General features: G+C 72.9%; 13 protein-coding genes. 10 read left to right on the top strand and 3 right to left on the bottom strand.

Annotation, left to right across the window (positions count from 1 at the left end; all coding sequences use genetic code 11):
- Positions 1-3: 3 nt before the first annotated feature.
- A complete protein-coding gene (locus AC4D2C_RS08160) occupies positions 4-1,059 on the bottom strand; it encodes an ADP-ribosylglycohydrolase family protein (protein WP_490913981.1) in 1,056 nt (351 codons plus the stop codon).
- A 160-nt stretch (positions 1,060-1,219) separates the two neighbouring features.
- Between AC4D2C_RS08160 and AC4D2C_RS08155 the strand changes: the two genes are divergently transcribed.
- The 5 genes from AC4D2C_RS08155 to AC4D2C_RS08135 all read left to right on the top strand — a co-directional run bounded on the left by AC4D2C_RS08155 (position 1,220) and on the right by AC4D2C_RS08135 (position 8,193).
- Positions 1,220-2,224: an aquaporin gene (locus AC4D2C_RS08155; RefSeq protein ID WP_490913979.1), complete on the top strand. Its 1,005-nt coding sequence runs from the start codon at positions 1,220-1,222 to the stop codon at positions 2,222-2,224.
- 66 nt (positions 2,225-2,290) lie between these two features.
- Complete coding sequence (locus AC4D2C_RS08150; protein ID WP_490913977.1) at positions 2,291-3,454, top strand: exonuclease SbcCD subunit D; 1,164 nt, start codon at positions 2,291-2,293, stop codon at positions 3,452-3,454.
- Positions 3,455-3,463: 9 nt separating this feature from the next.
- Complete coding sequence (locus AC4D2C_RS08145) at positions 3,464-6,511, top strand: AAA family ATPase (RefSeq protein WP_490913975.1); 3,048 nt, start codon at positions 3,464-3,466, stop codon at positions 6,509-6,511.
- A gap of 71 nt (positions 6,512-6,582) precedes the next feature.
- Positions 6,583-7,923 (top strand): MFS transporter, encoded by a 1,341-nt coding sequence (locus AC4D2C_RS08140; RefSeq protein ID WP_490913973.1) that lies wholly within the window; start codon positions 6,583-6,585, stop codon positions 7,921-7,923.
- A 99-nt stretch (positions 7,924-8,022) separates the two neighbouring features.
- On the top strand, positions 8,023-8,193 hold the full coding sequence (locus AC4D2C_RS08135; RefSeq protein ID WP_490908832.1) for a hypothetical protein: 171 nt from the start codon (positions 8,023-8,025) through the stop codon (positions 8,191-8,193).
- 136 nt (positions 8,194-8,329) lie between these two features.
- On the opposite strand, the gene AC4D2C_RS08130 is transcribed toward AC4D2C_RS08135, so the two are convergent.
- Positions 8,330-9,328: a serine/threonine-protein kinase gene (locus AC4D2C_RS08130; RefSeq protein ID WP_490913971.1), complete on the bottom strand. Its 999-nt coding sequence runs from the start codon at positions 9,326-9,328 to the stop codon at positions 8,330-8,332.
- A 125-nt stretch (positions 9,329-9,453) separates the two neighbouring features.
- Complete coding sequence (locus tag AC4D2C_RS08125) at positions 9,454-10,260, bottom strand: alpha/beta fold hydrolase (RefSeq protein ID WP_490913970.1); 807 nt, start codon at positions 10,258-10,260, stop codon at positions 9,454-9,456.
- Between the two features lie 226 nt (positions 10,261-10,486).
- Between AC4D2C_RS08125 and AC4D2C_RS08120 the strand changes: the two genes are divergently transcribed.
- From AC4D2C_RS08120 to AC4D2C_RS08100, 5 genes are all read left to right on the top strand, one after another.
- Complete coding sequence (locus AC4D2C_RS08120) at positions 10,487-11,209, top strand: NUDIX hydrolase (RefSeq protein ID WP_490913968.1); 723 nt, start codon at positions 10,487-10,489, stop codon at positions 11,207-11,209.
- A 68-nt stretch (positions 11,210-11,277) separates the two neighbouring features.
- A complete protein-coding gene (gene nadA / locus AC4D2C_RS08115) occupies positions 11,278-12,561 on the top strand; it encodes a quinolinate synthase NadA (RefSeq protein ID WP_490913967.1) in 1,284 nt (427 codons plus the stop codon).
- Positions 12,558-14,330, top strand: a complete 1,773-nt coding sequence (locus AC4D2C_RS08110; protein ID WP_490913965.1) for an L-aspartate oxidase — start codon at positions 12,558-12,560, stop codon at positions 14,328-14,330. Before nadA ends, AC4D2C_RS08110 begins: the two co-directional genes overlap by 4 nt.
- Entirely contained in the window at positions 14,327-15,298 is a 972-nt protein-coding gene (gene nadC, locus AC4D2C_RS08105; RefSeq protein ID WP_490913963.1) for a carboxylating nicotinate-nucleotide diphosphorylase, read from the top strand. The genes AC4D2C_RS08110 and nadC overlap by 4 nt, the downstream gene beginning before the upstream one ends.
- On the top strand, positions 15,285-16,457 hold the full coding sequence (locus AC4D2C_RS08100; RefSeq protein ID WP_490913961.1) for a cysteine desulfurase family protein: 1,173 nt from the start codon (positions 15,285-15,287) through the stop codon (positions 16,455-16,457). Before nadC ends, AC4D2C_RS08100 begins: the two co-directional genes overlap by 14 nt.
- Positions 16,458-16,564 lie beyond the last annotated feature (107 nt).

The following is a 16,564-nucleotide window of genomic DNA, read 5'->3' as shown; positions in this document are numbered from 1 at the left end:
CCGTCAGGACCCCGTGGTCGCGGCGAGCAGGGTGCCGGCTATCGTCCGGACGACGGCGGGCATGCCGGGGGCGTCGAGGTAGGTGGGAGGCAGGGCGCCCGTCCCGTGGAGGGCGCCGAGGATCGCCCCCGCCACGGACGCCGCGACCGTCGGGGAGGCATCGGGCCTGCCCGATGCCGCCGCATGGGCCAGTGCGGCCGCCAGCTGTTCCCGGGGCGAGCCCGTCACCGCCGCACCCTCGAGGCTGGCCTGCAGGGCAGCCTCGAAGGTCCCCGCCGCCGTCGGCCCGCCGGTCGGACTGCCCTGTCCTGCGGCATGGCGCTCGGCGGACTCCTCGGGCTGGGCGGCGTCGGGGGCGAGCCTGCGCTCCTCGTCGCGGACCGCACGGACCGCCTCCGGGAGGCCGAGGCCCTCGATGGCCAGGGCCCGGACGATGGTGCTGAAGAGGGCTGCGGTGCCCCTCGCGGCGGCCGAGCCGTGCGTGAGCGCCGCGCCGTCGACCGTCAGCCGCTCCACCATGCTCGCGGGGATGCGGGGCACCAGTCCGAAGGGCGCGGAGCGCATCAGCGCACCCGGGCCTTCGGCCAGCGGATTGAGCGGCCGCGCCCGCGTGCCCATCTCGCCGCTGAGGAGTGCGCGGACGGTGTCGGTGTCGGCGTCGTGGACGGGCAGCAGATCGTCCTGGCGGTCGAGCCACCGTGCGGGCGGCGCCGGCGCGCCGGCCGGGAGGTGTTCGCCCTGCCGGCGCAGCCAGCGGAGATAGGCGAGCCACAGGCAGGCCGTCTCGTCCGCGGCCACGCCGTCGTTGGCCCATTCCAGGGCGTCGACCAGGCCGTCCACGGTGTACAGGGTCAGCTGGGTCGCCTCCGAGACCGTCAGCGCCGCGGGGTCGTCGAGGGCGGTGGCCGGATCATCGCCTGCCACGGAGAGGACGCCGTACGCGTCACCCGCCATCGTCCCGAGGAGGCAGCCGAGCACGCGGTCCCCGTAACCGGGCGCTCCGTCGTCGGGGGTGGTCGGAGTGGCGGTACTGCGGTCCGCGGTGCTGTCGGTCGTCACCGGTCCAGTCTAGGGAGCCCGCCCGATCCTGACGCGCTCCCGCTCCCGGCCGACCGGCAGGGCTCCCAGCCACCACGCAGACTAGGATGCAAGGCTCGTCCGCGGTCCGGTGCAGCACCGGACAGTCCCCCCGCAGGCACGACCGAAGGAATCCGCTTCCATGACCCATCCCACGACACCGGCCGCAGCGACGTCAGGCGCATCCTCCGCCGGCCGCACGTCCGACGACGCGGTGCAGGCTCCCGGCCTCGTGGCCCGCTCCATCGCCGAGGGCGCCGGTTCCTTCCTCGTCGTCCTCGCCGGCCTCGGCGCGACGATGCTCGCCACGGAGACCGCACTGCAACCAGTGCTCGTGTTCGGCTTCGCCGTCGTGGCCGCGATGATCGCGTTCGGGTACGTGTCCGGCGGGCACTTCAACCCGGCCGTCACCATCGGTTCCGCCGTTGCCGGCCGGACCGACTGGAGGTCCGTGGCCCCGTACGTCGTGGCGCAGGTGGTGGGCGCCGTCGCCGCGTCCGGGCTGATCTGGCTCGTCCTCAGTGCCAATGCGCAGCTCACCGACATCCGGGGCTTCTTCAGTTCGGCCTCGAACGGCTTCGACGAGCACTCCGCGGCACAGTTCCCCCTGACCAGCGCCTTCCTGCTCGAGATGGTCGCCACCGCACTGCTCGTGGCGGTCTTCCTCGGAGCGGGTTCACAACGCGCCCGGCGCGACCTCGCCCCGTTCGCGGTCGGCCTGACCTACGCGGGACTGCTCTCGTTCCTCCTGCCCGTGACGAACGGCGGCATCAATCCCGTCCGCTCGGTCGCATCGGCCGTCTTCGCCGAGCCCTGGGCCCTCCAGCAACTGTGGCTGTTCTGGGCCGCGCCGATCGTGGGCGGCCTGATCGCAGGACTCATCTTCCGCAGCATCGACTCCTCCATGCCCGGCCGCAAGGACGCACCGGAGGGCGGGGCCCCGGCCGTCGCCGCGGCGACCGGACGCCAGGACCAGGCCGACGACGCCGGTTCCGCGGGCGGCAGCCCCGACGGCGAGGGCGCGGCCGAGGACGCGCGCCGTCCGTCCGGCGACGCGGCGTCCTTCTTCGACGCGCACGCATCCGATGGGCCGCAGGCTCCCGGCGGGACCCCCGGGACCCCCGGGACCTCCGGACCGGGTCGCTAGCACCGTCCTGCAGCCCGCCGCATGCCGATCCGGACAATGTCGGCGTGTGGCGGTAGCGTGAAAATCATGAGGATCCTGCACACTTCCGACTGGCACCTGGGCCGTTCCTTCCACGGCACCGGGACCCTCGACGCCCAGCGGATCTTCCTCGACAGCCTCGAGAAGACCGTGCGCGAGGAAGGCGTCGACGTCGTCCTCGTCGCCGGCGACGTCTACGACCGCGCCCTGCCCGCCGTCGACGTCGTCGCACTCCTCGACGAGGCACTGGACCGCCTGACCGTCGCCGGCGCGCAGGTGGTCATCAGCAGTGGGAACCACGACTCCGCCACCCGGCTGGGATTCGGCGGTCGACTCCTCTCCCGCGGGGGAGTCCACCTCCGCACGCGCATCGAGGACATCGCCGTCCCGGTCACCTGGCCGCTCGGGCAGGACGCCGAGCTCGCCGTCTACGGCGTCCCCTACCTCGAACCGCGCGTCGTCGCGGACGGACTGGCTGCGGATGCCGGGACCCACACGGCCGTGACCGGCGCGGCCCTCGACCGCATCCGGGAGGACCTCGGACGGAGGGCGGAGGGCCGGCGTGTCGTGTCGATCGTCATGGCCCACACCTTCGCCGCGGGCGGCGCCCCCACCGACAGCGAACGCGACCTCGCCATCGGCGGACTCGGCGCCGTGCCGCTCTCCCTCTTCGACGGCTTCGACTACAGCGCGCTCGGCCATCTCCACGGCCGACAGAAGCTCTCCGAGACCGTACGGTACTCGGGCTCGCCCCTCGCCTACTCCTTCTCGGAGGTCGACCACACCAAGGGAGCGTGGCTCCTGGACGTGGACGACACCGGCGTGCATGACATCCGCGCCGTCGACTGGCCCGCACCCCGGGACCTCGCCGTGCTCGAGGGCCGGCTGGACGACCTGCTCGGCCGGGCCGACCTCGACTGGGCGGAGACCGCCTACTGCCATGTCACCCTCACCGATCCCGAGCGGCCGGCGCGCGCCATGGAGCGCCTCCGGACACGCTTCCCCGACACCCTGGTGCTCGCCTTCGCCCCCGAGGGCGGAGCCGGCGCCGACACCCGGACCTACAGCGAACGCATCGCGGGGGCCAGGGACGACGCCGACATCTGCTGCGGTTTCCTCGAGCACGTGCGCGGCCGGAAGGCCTCGCCGGAGGAGCAGGCGCTGGTCCGCCGGACCGTCGACGCCGCCCTGAGCCTCGCCCACGAACGGTAGGAAGCACCCGTGAGACTGCACCACCTCGAGATCCAGGCGTTCGGGCCCTTCGCCGACCGCCAGAGCGTCGACTTCGACGCCCTGTCCGCGCAGGGCCTGTTCCTCCTCAACGGACCCACCGGCGCGGGCAAGTCGAGCGTGCTCGATGCCGTGTGCTTCGTGCTCTACGGCTCGGTCCCGGGCGCACGCCAGGCCGCCAAGCGGCTGCGCAGCGACCACGCTGCCGAGTCCGTGGCCCCGGAGGTCTCCCTCGAGTTCTCCGTCGCCGACCGCCGCTTCCGCGTGGTGCGGTCACCGGCCTGGGAGCGGCCCGCACGGCGGGGCAGCGGCACGACGACCGAACAGGCCCGGACTCTCCTCAGCGAACGCGTCGGCGCCGACTGGGTGCAGAAATCGGCCCGCAACGACGAGGCCGGGCTCGAGCTGCAGGCGCTGCTCGGTATGGACAAGGAGCAGTTCACCAAGGTGGTGATGCTGCCCCAGGGCGAGTTCGCGGCCTTCCTCCGCGCGGACGCCAAGCCGCGGCGGGAACTGCTCCAGAAACTCTTCTCGACCACGCGCTTCGAGGATCTCGAGAGACTGTTCGGCGAGGAGAGCCAGCGGGTCGGGCGCGACCTCGCCGAGCAGGAGGACCTGCAGCGGCATCTCCTCCTCCGTGCCATCGACGAGGCCCAGCGCCATGACGTCGGCGGTACCGGGGATGCCCTCGACGGGGGGACGGCCGGGTCGGCGTCGATGCAGGAGATGACCGAGGCCCTCTCGAAGCAGCGGGACGCGGCAGCGCTGGAGAGCCTCGACCTCGCCGAACAGAGCGCCCTCGCCGACGGTGCGCTCGCGGACATCCGGCGACGGCGCGGCAGCTTCGCGTCCCTCGCGCAGCTCCGAGCCCAGCGGGAGGAGCACGAGGGCCGCGCCGGGACGATTGCGGATCTGGTCGGCGTCCTGCGGCAGCACGATCAGGCGCAGGGGCTGGCGGGCCTCCTCGGACTGGACGACGACGGAGTCGCCGCGGTCGAGCGCGCCCGTTCCCTGCACGGGAAAGCCCTTGACGGCGTGCGGGACGACACGACCGCCGCCGAGTACTTCGATCTCGAGCGACTCTCCGACGACGCCGTGCCCCGCGACGCACTGGCGGACGCCTGCGCGGCGTCGTCGTCCGCGCTGGGCATCCTGCGCGCCGCCCTGCCCGACGAGCGGCGGCTGCTGGACGTCCGGACCGCGCTGCAGTCCGGGATGTCGGCGGTCGGCGACCTCGACCGGCGCATCGAGGAGGCGGTCGAGGCCGTGGCCCGGCTGCAGCGCACCCGCACGGAGGACACCGAACGCCTCGTCCCGCTGCGCCTCGCGGCCGACGGGCTGGAGCACCTCCGCACCGATCTCGCCGCGGCCGTCGCGGCCGAGGACGTCGTCCGGCAGTACCGTGCGGCCGCGGAGCGTCGCACCGCGGCGGACACCGCGCATGCGGCGGCGGCCGAGCGCTTCCTCCGGCTGAAGGAGGAGTGGCTCCACATGCTCGAGCTCCGGCTCGAGCAGTCCGCCGAGGAACTCGCCGAGCGGCTGGAGGACGGGCAGCCGTGCCCGGTCTGCGGCAGCCCCGAGCACCCGGCTCCCGTCACGTCACCCGGCGGGAGCCGGATCACCCTCGAGGAGGAGCAGTCCGCGCGCCGCCTGCAGACCGAGGCCGAAGGCGCCCAGGACGACGCCCGGGAGGTGCGGGACAGGGTGCGGCTCGAGGTTGCCGACCTCGCGGCCAGGGGCGGTGACATCCCGCCCGAGGACGCGGCCGCTGCGACGCGCGCAGCACGCACGACGCTCGATGCCGCCGAGGCGGCGCACAGGGAATGCTCGGCCGTCGAGGAACGGATGCGGGCCTCCGTCGAGGAGGAGGACCGGGCCGGCAGGCTGCGGGACGCGCTCCGGGAGGAACGGGCCGCCGCGGAGTCACGGAGGGCCTCGCTGCTGGACCAGGAGGACCTCCTCGTGCAGCGGCTCGCCGGTCTCCAGGCGGGGGCGCCGTCGCTGGCGGAGCGCATCGACATGGTGCAGCGTGCCCAGGACCGCCTCGAAGCCGTCCGTGACACGTTCGACGACGTGGTGCGCGCCGTCGCGCGCCAGGCGGACAACCGGAAGCGCCTCGACGAGGCCCTGCTCGCCACGTCGTTCGCCTCGGCCGAGGAGGCACGGGCCGCGCTCATGCCCGTCGACCGCCACGCGCAGGTGTCGCGGGAGGTCAGGAACCACGAGGTCCGTGGCCACCGCCTGGACGCGGCATGGGACGACCCCGTGGTCCAGGAGGCCCTCCGTGAGGAGCGGGACGGCATCGAGCCGCCCTCCGAGGAGGACGAGCAGCGCGCGGGCGCCGCCGCCGAGGACCTCAGGATCCGGGCGCACCGGGCAGGAATCCGGGCGGAGGTGCTCGGTCAGTCCGTGGCCCAGCTGGAGACGTACGCGCGGCAGCTCGAGGACCTCGAGCGGGACGTCGCACCCCTGCGTGAGCGCGCCCACCTGGTGGCAGCCGTCGCCGACACCGCCCGCGGGGGAGGGGAGAACCTCTACAAGATGTCCCTCGCCACCTACGTGCTGGCGTCTCGGCTCGAGCAGGTGGCCGCCGCGGCCACCGAGCGGCTGCTCCAGATGTCCGACGGCAGGTACCAGCTGGTGCACAGCGACGCCACCGCCGGCAACAAACGGTCGGGACTGGGCCTCAACGTGATCGACGGCTGGACCGGCAACCGACGCGACACCTCCACGCTCTCGGGTGGCGAGTCCTTCATGGCGTCCCTGGCGCTGGCGCTCGGGCTGGCGGACGTGGTGCAGCAGGAGGCGGGCGGACTCGACATCGAGACCCTCTTCGTGGACGAGGGATTCGGCTCCCTCGACGACCAGGCCCTCGAGCAGGTCATGGACGCGCTCGAGGGGCTGAGGAGCGGGGGGCGTGTGGTGGGGCTGGTGAGCCATGTGCCCGAACTCAAGCAGCGGGTGAGCGCGCAGCTGCAGGTCGTCAAAGGGCGGCAGGGCTCGATCCTGCGCCTCGTGGAGCAGCCCGCCAGCGTGTAAACTTGGTGGCGTTCACGGGTCGGGCGCATCGGGAGGGGGGACGATGCGCGTTCGACGCACCCGGAAAGCGCATGTACAAGAACCCGACGCCCGCCTCGGCGGACTCCCTCCCGTCCCCGACATCGTCCCCCGCACCACGCCCCGACAGCCCTGAGCGGTCCCGCCTCGGCAGGTTCGGCGTGCTGCCGCGACTCGCGGGTACCTCCTTCCTCGTCCTCGGTCTCTTCGCCCGGCTTCCCCTCGCGATGCTCACCGTCGGAGCCCTGACGCTCGTGACCACAGCCAGCGGCTCCTACGCCGCCGGCGGATTCGCGGCCGGCGCCGTCGGCGTCGGCTCGGCTCTCGGCGCGCCCCTCCTCGGCGTCCTCGCGGACAGGCTCGGCCAGCGGATCGTGCTGCTCGTCTCGGCGGTCCTCAACACCCTGGCCATCGCGGCCCTGCTGGTCGTGACCCTCACGAGCGAACGCTTCACGGGAGGAGCCCTCGCCCTCGTACTCGTCGCGGCCTTCGCGATGGGCTTCACGTGCCCGCAGATCGGGCCGCTCGCCAGGGTCCGCTGGATGGCGATGACCCGGGGTCGCGGCGCGGACCTCGACACTGCGCTGTCCTACGAGGGGACGGCCGACGAACTGACCTTCGTCCTCGGCCCCGCCCTCGTGGGTCTGCTTGCCGGCCTGATCGCGCCATGGCTCCCGCTGGCTCTGGCCGCCGCCCTCACCCTCACCCTCGTCAGCGCCTTCGCCGTGCACCGGACGGTGGCGTTCAGCGATGCGCCCCCCGTCCCCGCGGGCGACGACGGCACCACCGGCGGGGACGCGCCCGGGTACCGGACGTGGCTCGTCCTGTTCCCCGTGGCGGGCATGATCGCCATGGGGGCGTTCTTCGGGTCCACGCAGACGTTCCTCACGGCCTTCACCGGACACTTCGGCTCGCCCGAGTCCTCGGGGCTGCTGTACGCCGTGATGGGGCTCAGCTCCGCGCTCGCCGCCCTGTCGGTGGCCTACTGGCCCCGGCGTTTCGGCCACACGGCCCGCTGGATCGCGTCGGCCGCGGCGATGGCGGCCGCCGCCGTGGCGCTGGCCCTCCCGGACACGATCGGCGTCATGGTCCTGGTGCTGCTCGTCCTCGGCCTCTTCGTGGGACCCACCATGGTGACCATCTTCTCCATCGGCTCGGATGTCGCTCCGGCGAACAGGCTCGGCACGGTCATGACGCTGCTCGCCAGCGGGATCGTCGCAGGGACGGCGATCGGTTCGGCGCTCGCGGGGACGCTCGCCGAATCGGCCGGAGCCGCAGGCGCTGCGGCGGTCCCGGCGTCGTCGGCAGCCGTCCTGCTGCTCCTCGGTGTCCTCTCGGCCGTCGCCCTGCGGCGCGCGAGGAGTGGACGGGGCACGTCGCCGAGCGCCTCCTGACGCGCCCCATAGCATGCCGGCTGTGACCGGTCGGCGCGCTGTCGCTTCCCCCTCGCCGCGCATAGGATCGTAGGACATCCGAGCTGCAGGAGGACTGACATGAGTACCGAAGGCACCGAACACGAAGGTACCGGACACGACGGCGCCGAGGACGCACAGGGCGTCGGCCCCGAGGGGACCATCCCCGCGAGCGAGGATGGCGTGGCGGCGGGATCGACCGACGAGCCGAGCAACTTCGAGCCGGAAGAGGACGACGGCGACGGGTCCTGACCCGGACCCGACACGGAAGGGCCCGGGTCATCGGCAGTGCCGGTGACCCGGGCCCTTCCGCGTCGATGCACCGGTCGTTGGGGCAGGGAGCAGGGAGCAGGGAGCGGACGTCCGGGTCAGGCGCCGGATGCAGTACTCAGGCGATGCTGGGAGCGCGCCGGGGCGGATCCGGCAGGCGGACGTTGCCGGCGAGGACACCGCCCGTGACGGATCCGCCCGTGATCACGCCCCCGGTGGCCGGGCCGGCGTCGTCCGCGGCGAGAGCGCCCTGCGCGGTCCGCTGCCCCGGCACTGCCGGAGCCGGCACCCGAGGGTGGTCGCCGGTCCGGCTGCGCAGATCGAGGGCGACGTCGTGCGCGTGGGGTCGGCGGGCCGGGTCCCTCGACGTCATACGGCGCAGCAGGTCCGCCCAGTCCGGTCCGAGCGAATCGGGCACCTCGGGGTCGCGGAGGAGTCGCGCCAGGGCCGCCTCGACCACCGGCCCCGGGAACGCCTTCTCACCGGTCAGGCATTCGAGGAGGACGAGGCCCAGCGAGTAGACATCGCTCCGATCGTCGACGGGATCGCCCTTGGCCTGCTCCGGACTCAGGTAGTTCGCCGTGCCGATCGTCGCCCCGACGGCCGTGGCCATGGTGGCGTCCACCATGCGGGCTATCCCGAAATCCGTGAGCTTGGCGTACAGGCGCGTACTGTTGTCCGCGCTCTGGAAGAGCAGGATGTTGGCAGGCTTCACGTCACGGTGGACCACGCCCTCGGAGTGGACGTAGGCCAGGGCATCGGCCAGGTCCGCACCGAGCTGAGCCACGTCCTCCGCGCTGAGCGCGCCGCGCTTGAGGCGGTGGCGAAGGTCCTCACCGTCCACGAGTTCCATGACCAGGAAGCCGGTGGTCCGGCCGTCCTCGTCCACCTCCATCCCTGCGTCATGAAGGGTCACGAGACCGGGATGGTTGAGTGTGGAGAGCAGCATCGTCTCGGTGTGCTGGCGGCGGTAGTCGTCGTCGTCGGACGTCGCGGGATTGAAGATCTTGATCGCGACCGTCCGGCCGAGGGTGCGGTCGACCGCACGGTACACCGAGGCGGCTCCTCCGACTCCGAGCAGTTCCGTGGTCTCGTACCGGTCGGCAAGGACCCGCATGCGTGTCCTCCCGCGACAGTTCGTGATGATCGATCCCGCACGGCCGTAAGGGTGCTGATCAAATGTCAGTATAACGTCCGTGGATTCCGCCCCTGCGCGCCCGATGAGGCGTTACCGAATCTTGATCAGCGTCCTCCGTCGAGGAATCCGAGGGCCGCGTCCTTGAAGAGTCGCGAGGTGATGGCGTTCGAGTGGTTCCGTCCCGGAAGCACCGCCACGGCGGCGTCCGGTGCCCACTCCCTGAGGTCCTCGATGCCGCCGGCGTAGTCGTCCTGGTCGCCGGCGACCAGGAGCAGCGGCATGCGGGGCACGGCGCCCTGCGGGTCGAACGGCTCCGTCTTGATGGCCGTGACCATCGCCAGGAGCGCGGGGAGGTCGGCCTGGTCCCCTGCCTGGGCCATGCGCAGGAGGTCGGCGGTGGTCGGGTCCTGCGGGGGCGCGCCCCCGGCGAGGAAGCGCTCCGCGCCCTCGAGGTCGAAGGAGGCGAGGGGGTCGGCCGTCCCCGGCCCGCCCAGGACCATGCGCCGGACGATCTCGGGCTGTGTGGCACCGAACTCCCAGGCGAGGCGGGATCCCAGGGAGTAGCCGACGATGTCCACGCCGGATGCCGGGTCGCCCTCGCGAAGCGGCATCACGCGCTCGTCGAACAGGGCCTGCAGGATGTCCGCGCGTATGCGGCTCGGCGTGTAGGCGCCGCCGTCGTCCGGCGCCGCGCTGTCGCCGTGCGCAGGGAGGTCCACCATGATGACGCTGCGGCCGGCGTCGTTGAGGAATCGGACCCAGCCCGTGTCCGTCCAGTTCTGCCGGGACGAGGAGCCGAAGCCGTGCAGCAGGAGGATCGGCGGCAGGGGGAGCGGGGATGCCGCAGCGCTGCGCGTGATGGACAGGTGGGGGTCGATGCCCTCGACGTCGTGTACGGCGTGGTGGTCCATGTACCCCATCGTAAGGGCGGCAGGGACGTGTGCTCCGTCGAACACATCCCCGCCGGCGGCCCGGAGACCGACGCCTGAGACTTTAGACACTTCCTGCCGGGGTTCAACCAGGCGCCGGAAGGCGTCCGGCCGGCGGGACGACGGAGCCTTCCGCGACCCCCATGGATGAGTTATAGTCATGTAGACCCTAAGTGGTGTCGCACTTCATCGGACGGAAGGACCGGGTATGTACGGCTCGGCCAACGTCTCGGAGCGCCAGGCCCAGGCACCGGCGCTCGCCATCTCGACGGTGATCTTCGCCCTGCGCTCCGATCCCCTGTCCGGCCGCTCGGAGATCTGGCTTCCACTCGTCCGCAGGATCCGACAGCCGCATCTCGGCCGGTGGGCGCTTCCCGGCGGACCGCTCGGCGGGAGCGAATCCCTGCAGGACGCCGCGGCGAGGAACCTGCGGGAGACGACGGATCTCGAGCCCACGTACCTCGAGCAGCTCTACGCGTTCGGAGGGCTCGATCGTGCGGCCGCGCAGCGCCTGGTGTCCATCGTGTACTGGGCGCTCGTCCGTCCGGACCAGGCCGATCTCGCCCGGGAGTCGGAGAACGTCCGGTGGTTCCGCGCATCCGAGGCGGCCGGCCTCGCCTTCGACCACGACGAGATCGTCGCATACGCCCTCGAACGGCTGCGCGGCAAGATCGAGTACGGCTCCGTCGCCTATCACTTCCTGGGCGACCGGTTCACGCTCGCGCAGCTGCGCCGGGTCTACGAGGCCGTCCTCGGCCGGCAGCTCGACCCGGCGAACTTCCGGCGACAGTTCCGGTCGGCCAAGGACATCGCCGCCACCGACGACGTGCTGCAGGGCGTGCGCAACCGCCCGCCCAGGCTCTACCGCTACACCGGACAGCCCGCTCCCGCAGCCCCGACCGACCCCGGGCGGGCAGCCGTCCGGCCCTGACCCGTCCCGATCCGTCCCGATTCCGCCGCCGCCCGTCCGCCGGTCGGCCCCACTGCAGGGAGAAGCCCATGTCCGTCACCACCGCCATCCAGCTCGTCAGCCGAGGAGAGGCAGCGGCCGCCGCAGGAGCCGGGACCTGCTCGCCCGACCTCGTCCGCGACCCCTGGGCGTTCGATGCCCTCCCCATGCCGAGCTACGGCCCCGGCGCCTCCGTGCACGACCAGGCCCCACCCGCCACGCCCCGGCAGGGCGAACTCCCGGAGGACTACAGGACCGCATCTCCCGAGGACCTCGACCGCCGCATCCTCGCCGCCAAGGACGCGCTCGGGGAATCGGCGGTCATCCTCGGACACTTCTACCAGCGCGACGAGGTGGTCCGGTACGCCGATTTCGTGGGCGACAGCTACCAACTCGCCCGTGCCGCCAGGGAACGCTCGGCCGCGCGATCCATCATCTTCTGCGGCGTGCACTTCATGGCGGAGACGGCGGACATGCTGTCGACGCCCGAGCAGTCCGTCATCCTGCCCAACCTCGCAGCGGGCTGTTCGATGGCCGACATGGCGGACATCGACTCCGTCACCGAATGCTGGGAGCAGCTGACAGCGCTCTTCCGGAGCGAGCGGGACGCCGATGGCCGCCAGCCCGTCGTCCCCGTGACGTACATGAACTCCTCGGCCGCGCTGAAGGGGTTCTGCGGCGAGAACGGGGGGATCGTCTGCACGTCGTCGAACGCCGCGGCAGTGCTCCAGTGGGCCTTCGAACGCGGTCGGCGCGTCCTGTTCTTCCCTGACCAGCACCTCGGCCGCAATACCGCCAAGGCCATGGGAGTGCCCCTCGAGCAGATGCCGATGTGGAACCCGCGCAGGCCCTGGGGAGGGACGGACGAGCAGACGCTGCGCGACGCCCGCGTGATCCTCTGGCACGGTTTCTGCTCCGTACACCGGCGCTTCACCGTCGCGCAGATCGAGAAGGCGCGGGCTGAGCACCCCGGTGTCCGGGTGATCGTGCACCCGGAGTGCCCCATGCCCGTGGTGGATGCCGCGGACGAATCGGGCTCCACCGACTACATCCGCAAGGCCGTCGCTGCGGCTGCGCCCGGCAGCACCTTCGCGATCGGCACGGAGATCAACATGGTGAACCGGCTCGCCGCGCAGTACCCCGAGCACACCATCTTCTGCCTCGACCCCGTCATCTGCCCCTGCTCCACGATGTACCGGATCCATCCGGGGTACCTCGCCTGGGTGCTCGAAGGGCTCGTGCAGGGGCGGGTGGTCAACCGGATCACGGTGCCCGACAGCGTCGCCGTCCCGGCGCGGGTGGCCCTGAACCGCATGCTCGCGGTCCAGCCGTGACGCCGCCCGCCGGCGCCGCGCCGTCGACCGATGGCGGGCGCACCCGGGCGGTCGTCGTGGGTGCCGGCGTCGCGGGCCTGCAGACCGCGCTGGTGCTGCGCCGCCTCGATCCGCGCCGCGAGGTCGTCCTGCTCGCCAAGGCGGCGCTCGCCGAGAGCAACACCCGGTACGCGCAGGGCGGGATCGCCGCCGTCGTGCCGGCCCGCCCCGACGAGCGGGCGGCCACCACGAAGGCGAGCGCCCCGGATTCGGTGGCGGCGCACATCGCCGACACGCTCGCTGCGGGTGCCGGGCTGGCCGACCCGAATGCCGTCGCCGTCCTCTGCCGCGGATCCGAGGCCGGCATCGAAGCCCTCGAGCAGGCAGGGGTCGTCTTCGACAGGGCGGAGAGAGCAGACTCAGCGGACACCGCAGACCGTGCAGTCTCAGCGGACACCGCAGACCGTGCAGACTCAGCGGACACCGGCACCGCGGCGTCGCTGGCCCGCGGCCGCGAAGCCGCCCATTCCGCGCCGCGGGTCCTGCATATCGGCGGTGACGCTACCGGAGCCGGGCTGGTGGAGGCGCTGACCGCCGCCGTCCGGGCCGACGGCGGCATCCGCGTGCTCGAGAACGCCTTCGTCACGCGGGTGCTGCTCGACGGCGCACCCGGCGGCGTGCGGCGGGCCGAGGGCGTCGAGGTGCTCACGGAGCGGGGCCCGCAGCAGGTCCGGGCCGACGCCGTCGTCCTGGCGACAGGAGGCGCCGGCCAGCTCTTCGAGCACACCACCAACCCGGGCATCAGCACGGGCGACGGCGTGGCCCTGGCCTGGCGCGCAGGCGCCGCGGTCGCGGACCTCGAGTTCTTCCAGTTCCATCCCACGTCGCTCGACGTCCCCGGGAACCCGCTCATCTCGGAGGCCGTGCGCGGCGAGGGGGCCCGGCTCGTCGACGCCGACGGGCGCGCCTTCATGACCGATGTCCACCCCGCCGGCGACCTCGCGCCGCGCGATGTCGTAGCCCGCGGTATCGCCCGGCAGATCGCCAGGCAGATCGCCCGACGTCCTGCTCCGGACCACGTCCCGGACCCCGCCCGGCAGCCCCGCCCGGCCGGCCCGCGGCCGGGGGTCCGGCTCGATGCGACAGCGCTCGGAGCGGCGTTCCTCGCCCGCCGGTTCCCGTCCCTCACCGCGCTCACCGCACGGCACGGATTCGACTGGGCGGCGGAACCGGTGCCCGTCGTCCCCGCCGCCCACTACTGGATGGGCGGCGTCCGGACGGACACCGACGGGCGGACCACGGTGCCGGGCCTCTTCGCCGTCGGGGAGGTGGCGTGCACCGGGGTGCATGGTGCCAACAGGCTCGCCTCGAACAGCCTGCTCGAAGGGGTGGTGTTCGGAGCGCGCTGCGCGGCCGCGATCTCCGCGGGAGGGGGAGAGGTGCCCCGGTTCGACGCCGAGCCGCTGGACCTCGAGGCCGACGGGACCCCCACGCAGTCCTTCACGCGGTGCGACCTGCAGGCGCTGATGTCCGACCACGCCGGGATCCTGCGCACGCAGGACGGACTCGATCTCGCCCGGAAGCACCTGGCCTCCTACCGCTCCGATAACGCGCCCGAGGACGCCAACCTCCTGCTGTGCGCACGGCTCCTCGTCCACGCGGCCGCCTCCAGGGCCGACTCGTGCGGAGCCCACTTCCGCGCCGACCAGCCCGACACCCTGCCCGGGCCTCCCTCCCCGAGCCGGTCCTACGTCCGGGCCGTACGAGCCACCGAAGGAACAACACCATGACGAACACAGCCGCCACCCTGCCCGCCACCTCTTCGACTGCGTGGACCGCCCAGCCGCCGCAGCACCTCATCGACGCCGTCGTCGCCGCCGCACTCGCGGAGGACGCGCCCTGGGGTGACATCACCTGCCAGGCACTGATCCACCCCGAGCTGCGCGCGACGGCGTCCATCACCGCCCGCGAGCCCGGCATCCTCTGCGGGACCGCCGCCATCGAGGCGGCGATGCGCCTCACCGACGCACGCATCCGCGTCGACTTCCCGCAGGCGGACGGCGCGCGGTTCGACGCAGGCACCGTCCTCGCCGAGATCAGCGGGCCGGCAGCGGGCATCCTCACAGCCGAACGGACCGCGCTGAACATCGCTCAGCGCCTGAGCGGGATCGCCACGCTGACGCGTGCGTTCGTGGACGCTGCGGGCGGCACCCGGGCACGCATCACCGACACCCGGAAGACGACGCCCGGCCTCCGTGTCATGGAGCGGTGGGCGGTCCGCTGCGGCGGGGGCTCCAACCACCGGTCCGGGCTGTCCGACGCGGTCATGGTCAAGGACAACCACCTGGCGCTGCTCGCGGTGGACGGCCCCGAGGCGCTCACCGAAGCGCTGCTCACCGTGCGGTCCAGGGTGCCGCACACCGTGCACGTCGAGGTGGAGGTGGACCGGCTGGACCAGCTCGACCCGGTCCTCGCCGCGGGCGTGGACACCATCATGCTCGACAACTTCGACCTCGACGACCTCGCTGCGGGTGTGCGCCTGATCGGCGGCCGCGCGCTGGTCGAGGCGAGCGGCAACGTCCGCCTCGACACGGTGGCCGGCATCGCCGCGACCGGCGTGGACATCATCTCCGCGGGGGCCCTGACCCACAGCGTCCGATCCCTGGATCTCGGGCTGGACTTCGGCCCGGGCGTCGGGCCCGGGGTGTACTCGGAGGTACGGGGCGGCCGGTCCGGTGGACGCCATGATGTATCTTGACGCCGCCGCGACCGCGCCCGCACGGCGTGAGGTCCTCGAAGAGATGTGGCCCTTCCTGACCACGACCTTCGGCAACCCCTCGAGCCACCACACCTACGGCGAGGCGGCCGCGGCCGGGTTCTCGCGGGCCCGCGCACGGATCGCGGCGCTGCTCGGCTGCCGTCCGGCGGAGATCGTCTTCACCTCGGGCGGCACCGAGGGGAACAACCTCGCGCTCAAGGGGATGGCCCTCGCGGCCCCGCGGGGACGCCACATCGTGACGAGCGCGATCGAGCACCCGGCGGTGCTCGAGGTGCTCGGCTACCTCCGCCGCTTCCACGGCTTCCGCATCACGACCCTGCCCGTCTCAGGTACGGGTCTCGTCTCGCCGGACGCGCTCGCTTCGGTGGTCGACGACGCGACGACGCTCTGCACGGTGATGTATGCGAACAACGAGGTGGGCACCGTGCAGGACATCGAAGGGCTCGCCGGCGTGTGCCGTCGTGCCGGGGTGCCGTTCCACACCGACGCCGTGCAGGCTGCGGGCTGGCTCCCCCTGGACGTCGGCGGCCTGGGCGTGACCGCCCTCACCCTGTCGGGCCACAAGCTCGGCACCCCGAAGGGCACCGGACTGATGTACCTCCGCGCCGGGACGCCCTGCGAGCCGGTTCTGCACGGCGGCGGGCAGGAGCGCGGGCGCAGGTCCGGGACGGAGAACGTGGCCGGCGCCGTGGGCCTCGCGCGGGCCCTCGAACTCGCGCAGGGCTCGTTGCCGGCGGCGGCGGTCACGGCGGCGACGGCGCGGGACGCCTTCATCTGCTCGGTCCTCGAGGGAGTACCCGGGGCGATCCTGACCGGTGACGCGGAGCAGCGGCTGCCCGGGCTCGCCTCGTTCTGCTTCCCGGGCGTGAACGGCGAGACGGTCCTCCTCGAACTCGAGCGCCGCGGCGTCGTCTGCTCCAGCGGATCGGCCTGCGCGGCGGGGTCCGCCGAGCCCTCGGCCGTCCTGCTGGCACTCGGCCTCGACGAGGAGACCGCCTCCACGGCGGTGCGGCTCTCGTGGACGCAGGGCACACCGTCCGGCGACCTCGAGGCCGCCGCCCGCGCCGTCGTCGCGTCCGTGCTCACCGTCCGGGCGCTCGGCGCGGCACACCCCGACGTCGCGCCCGCCGAAGCCTAGACTGGCGGCACCGGGCGGCACCGGGCGGCACCGGGCGGCACCGGGCGGCACCGGGCGGCACCGGGCGGCACCAGCGACACGAGAGCACACAGGGCACTACGAGAGCG

It is taken from the genome of Arthrobacter sp. TJ-240, assembly GCF_058269195.1.
This window is presented reverse-complemented; position numbering and strand designations above follow the sequence as displayed.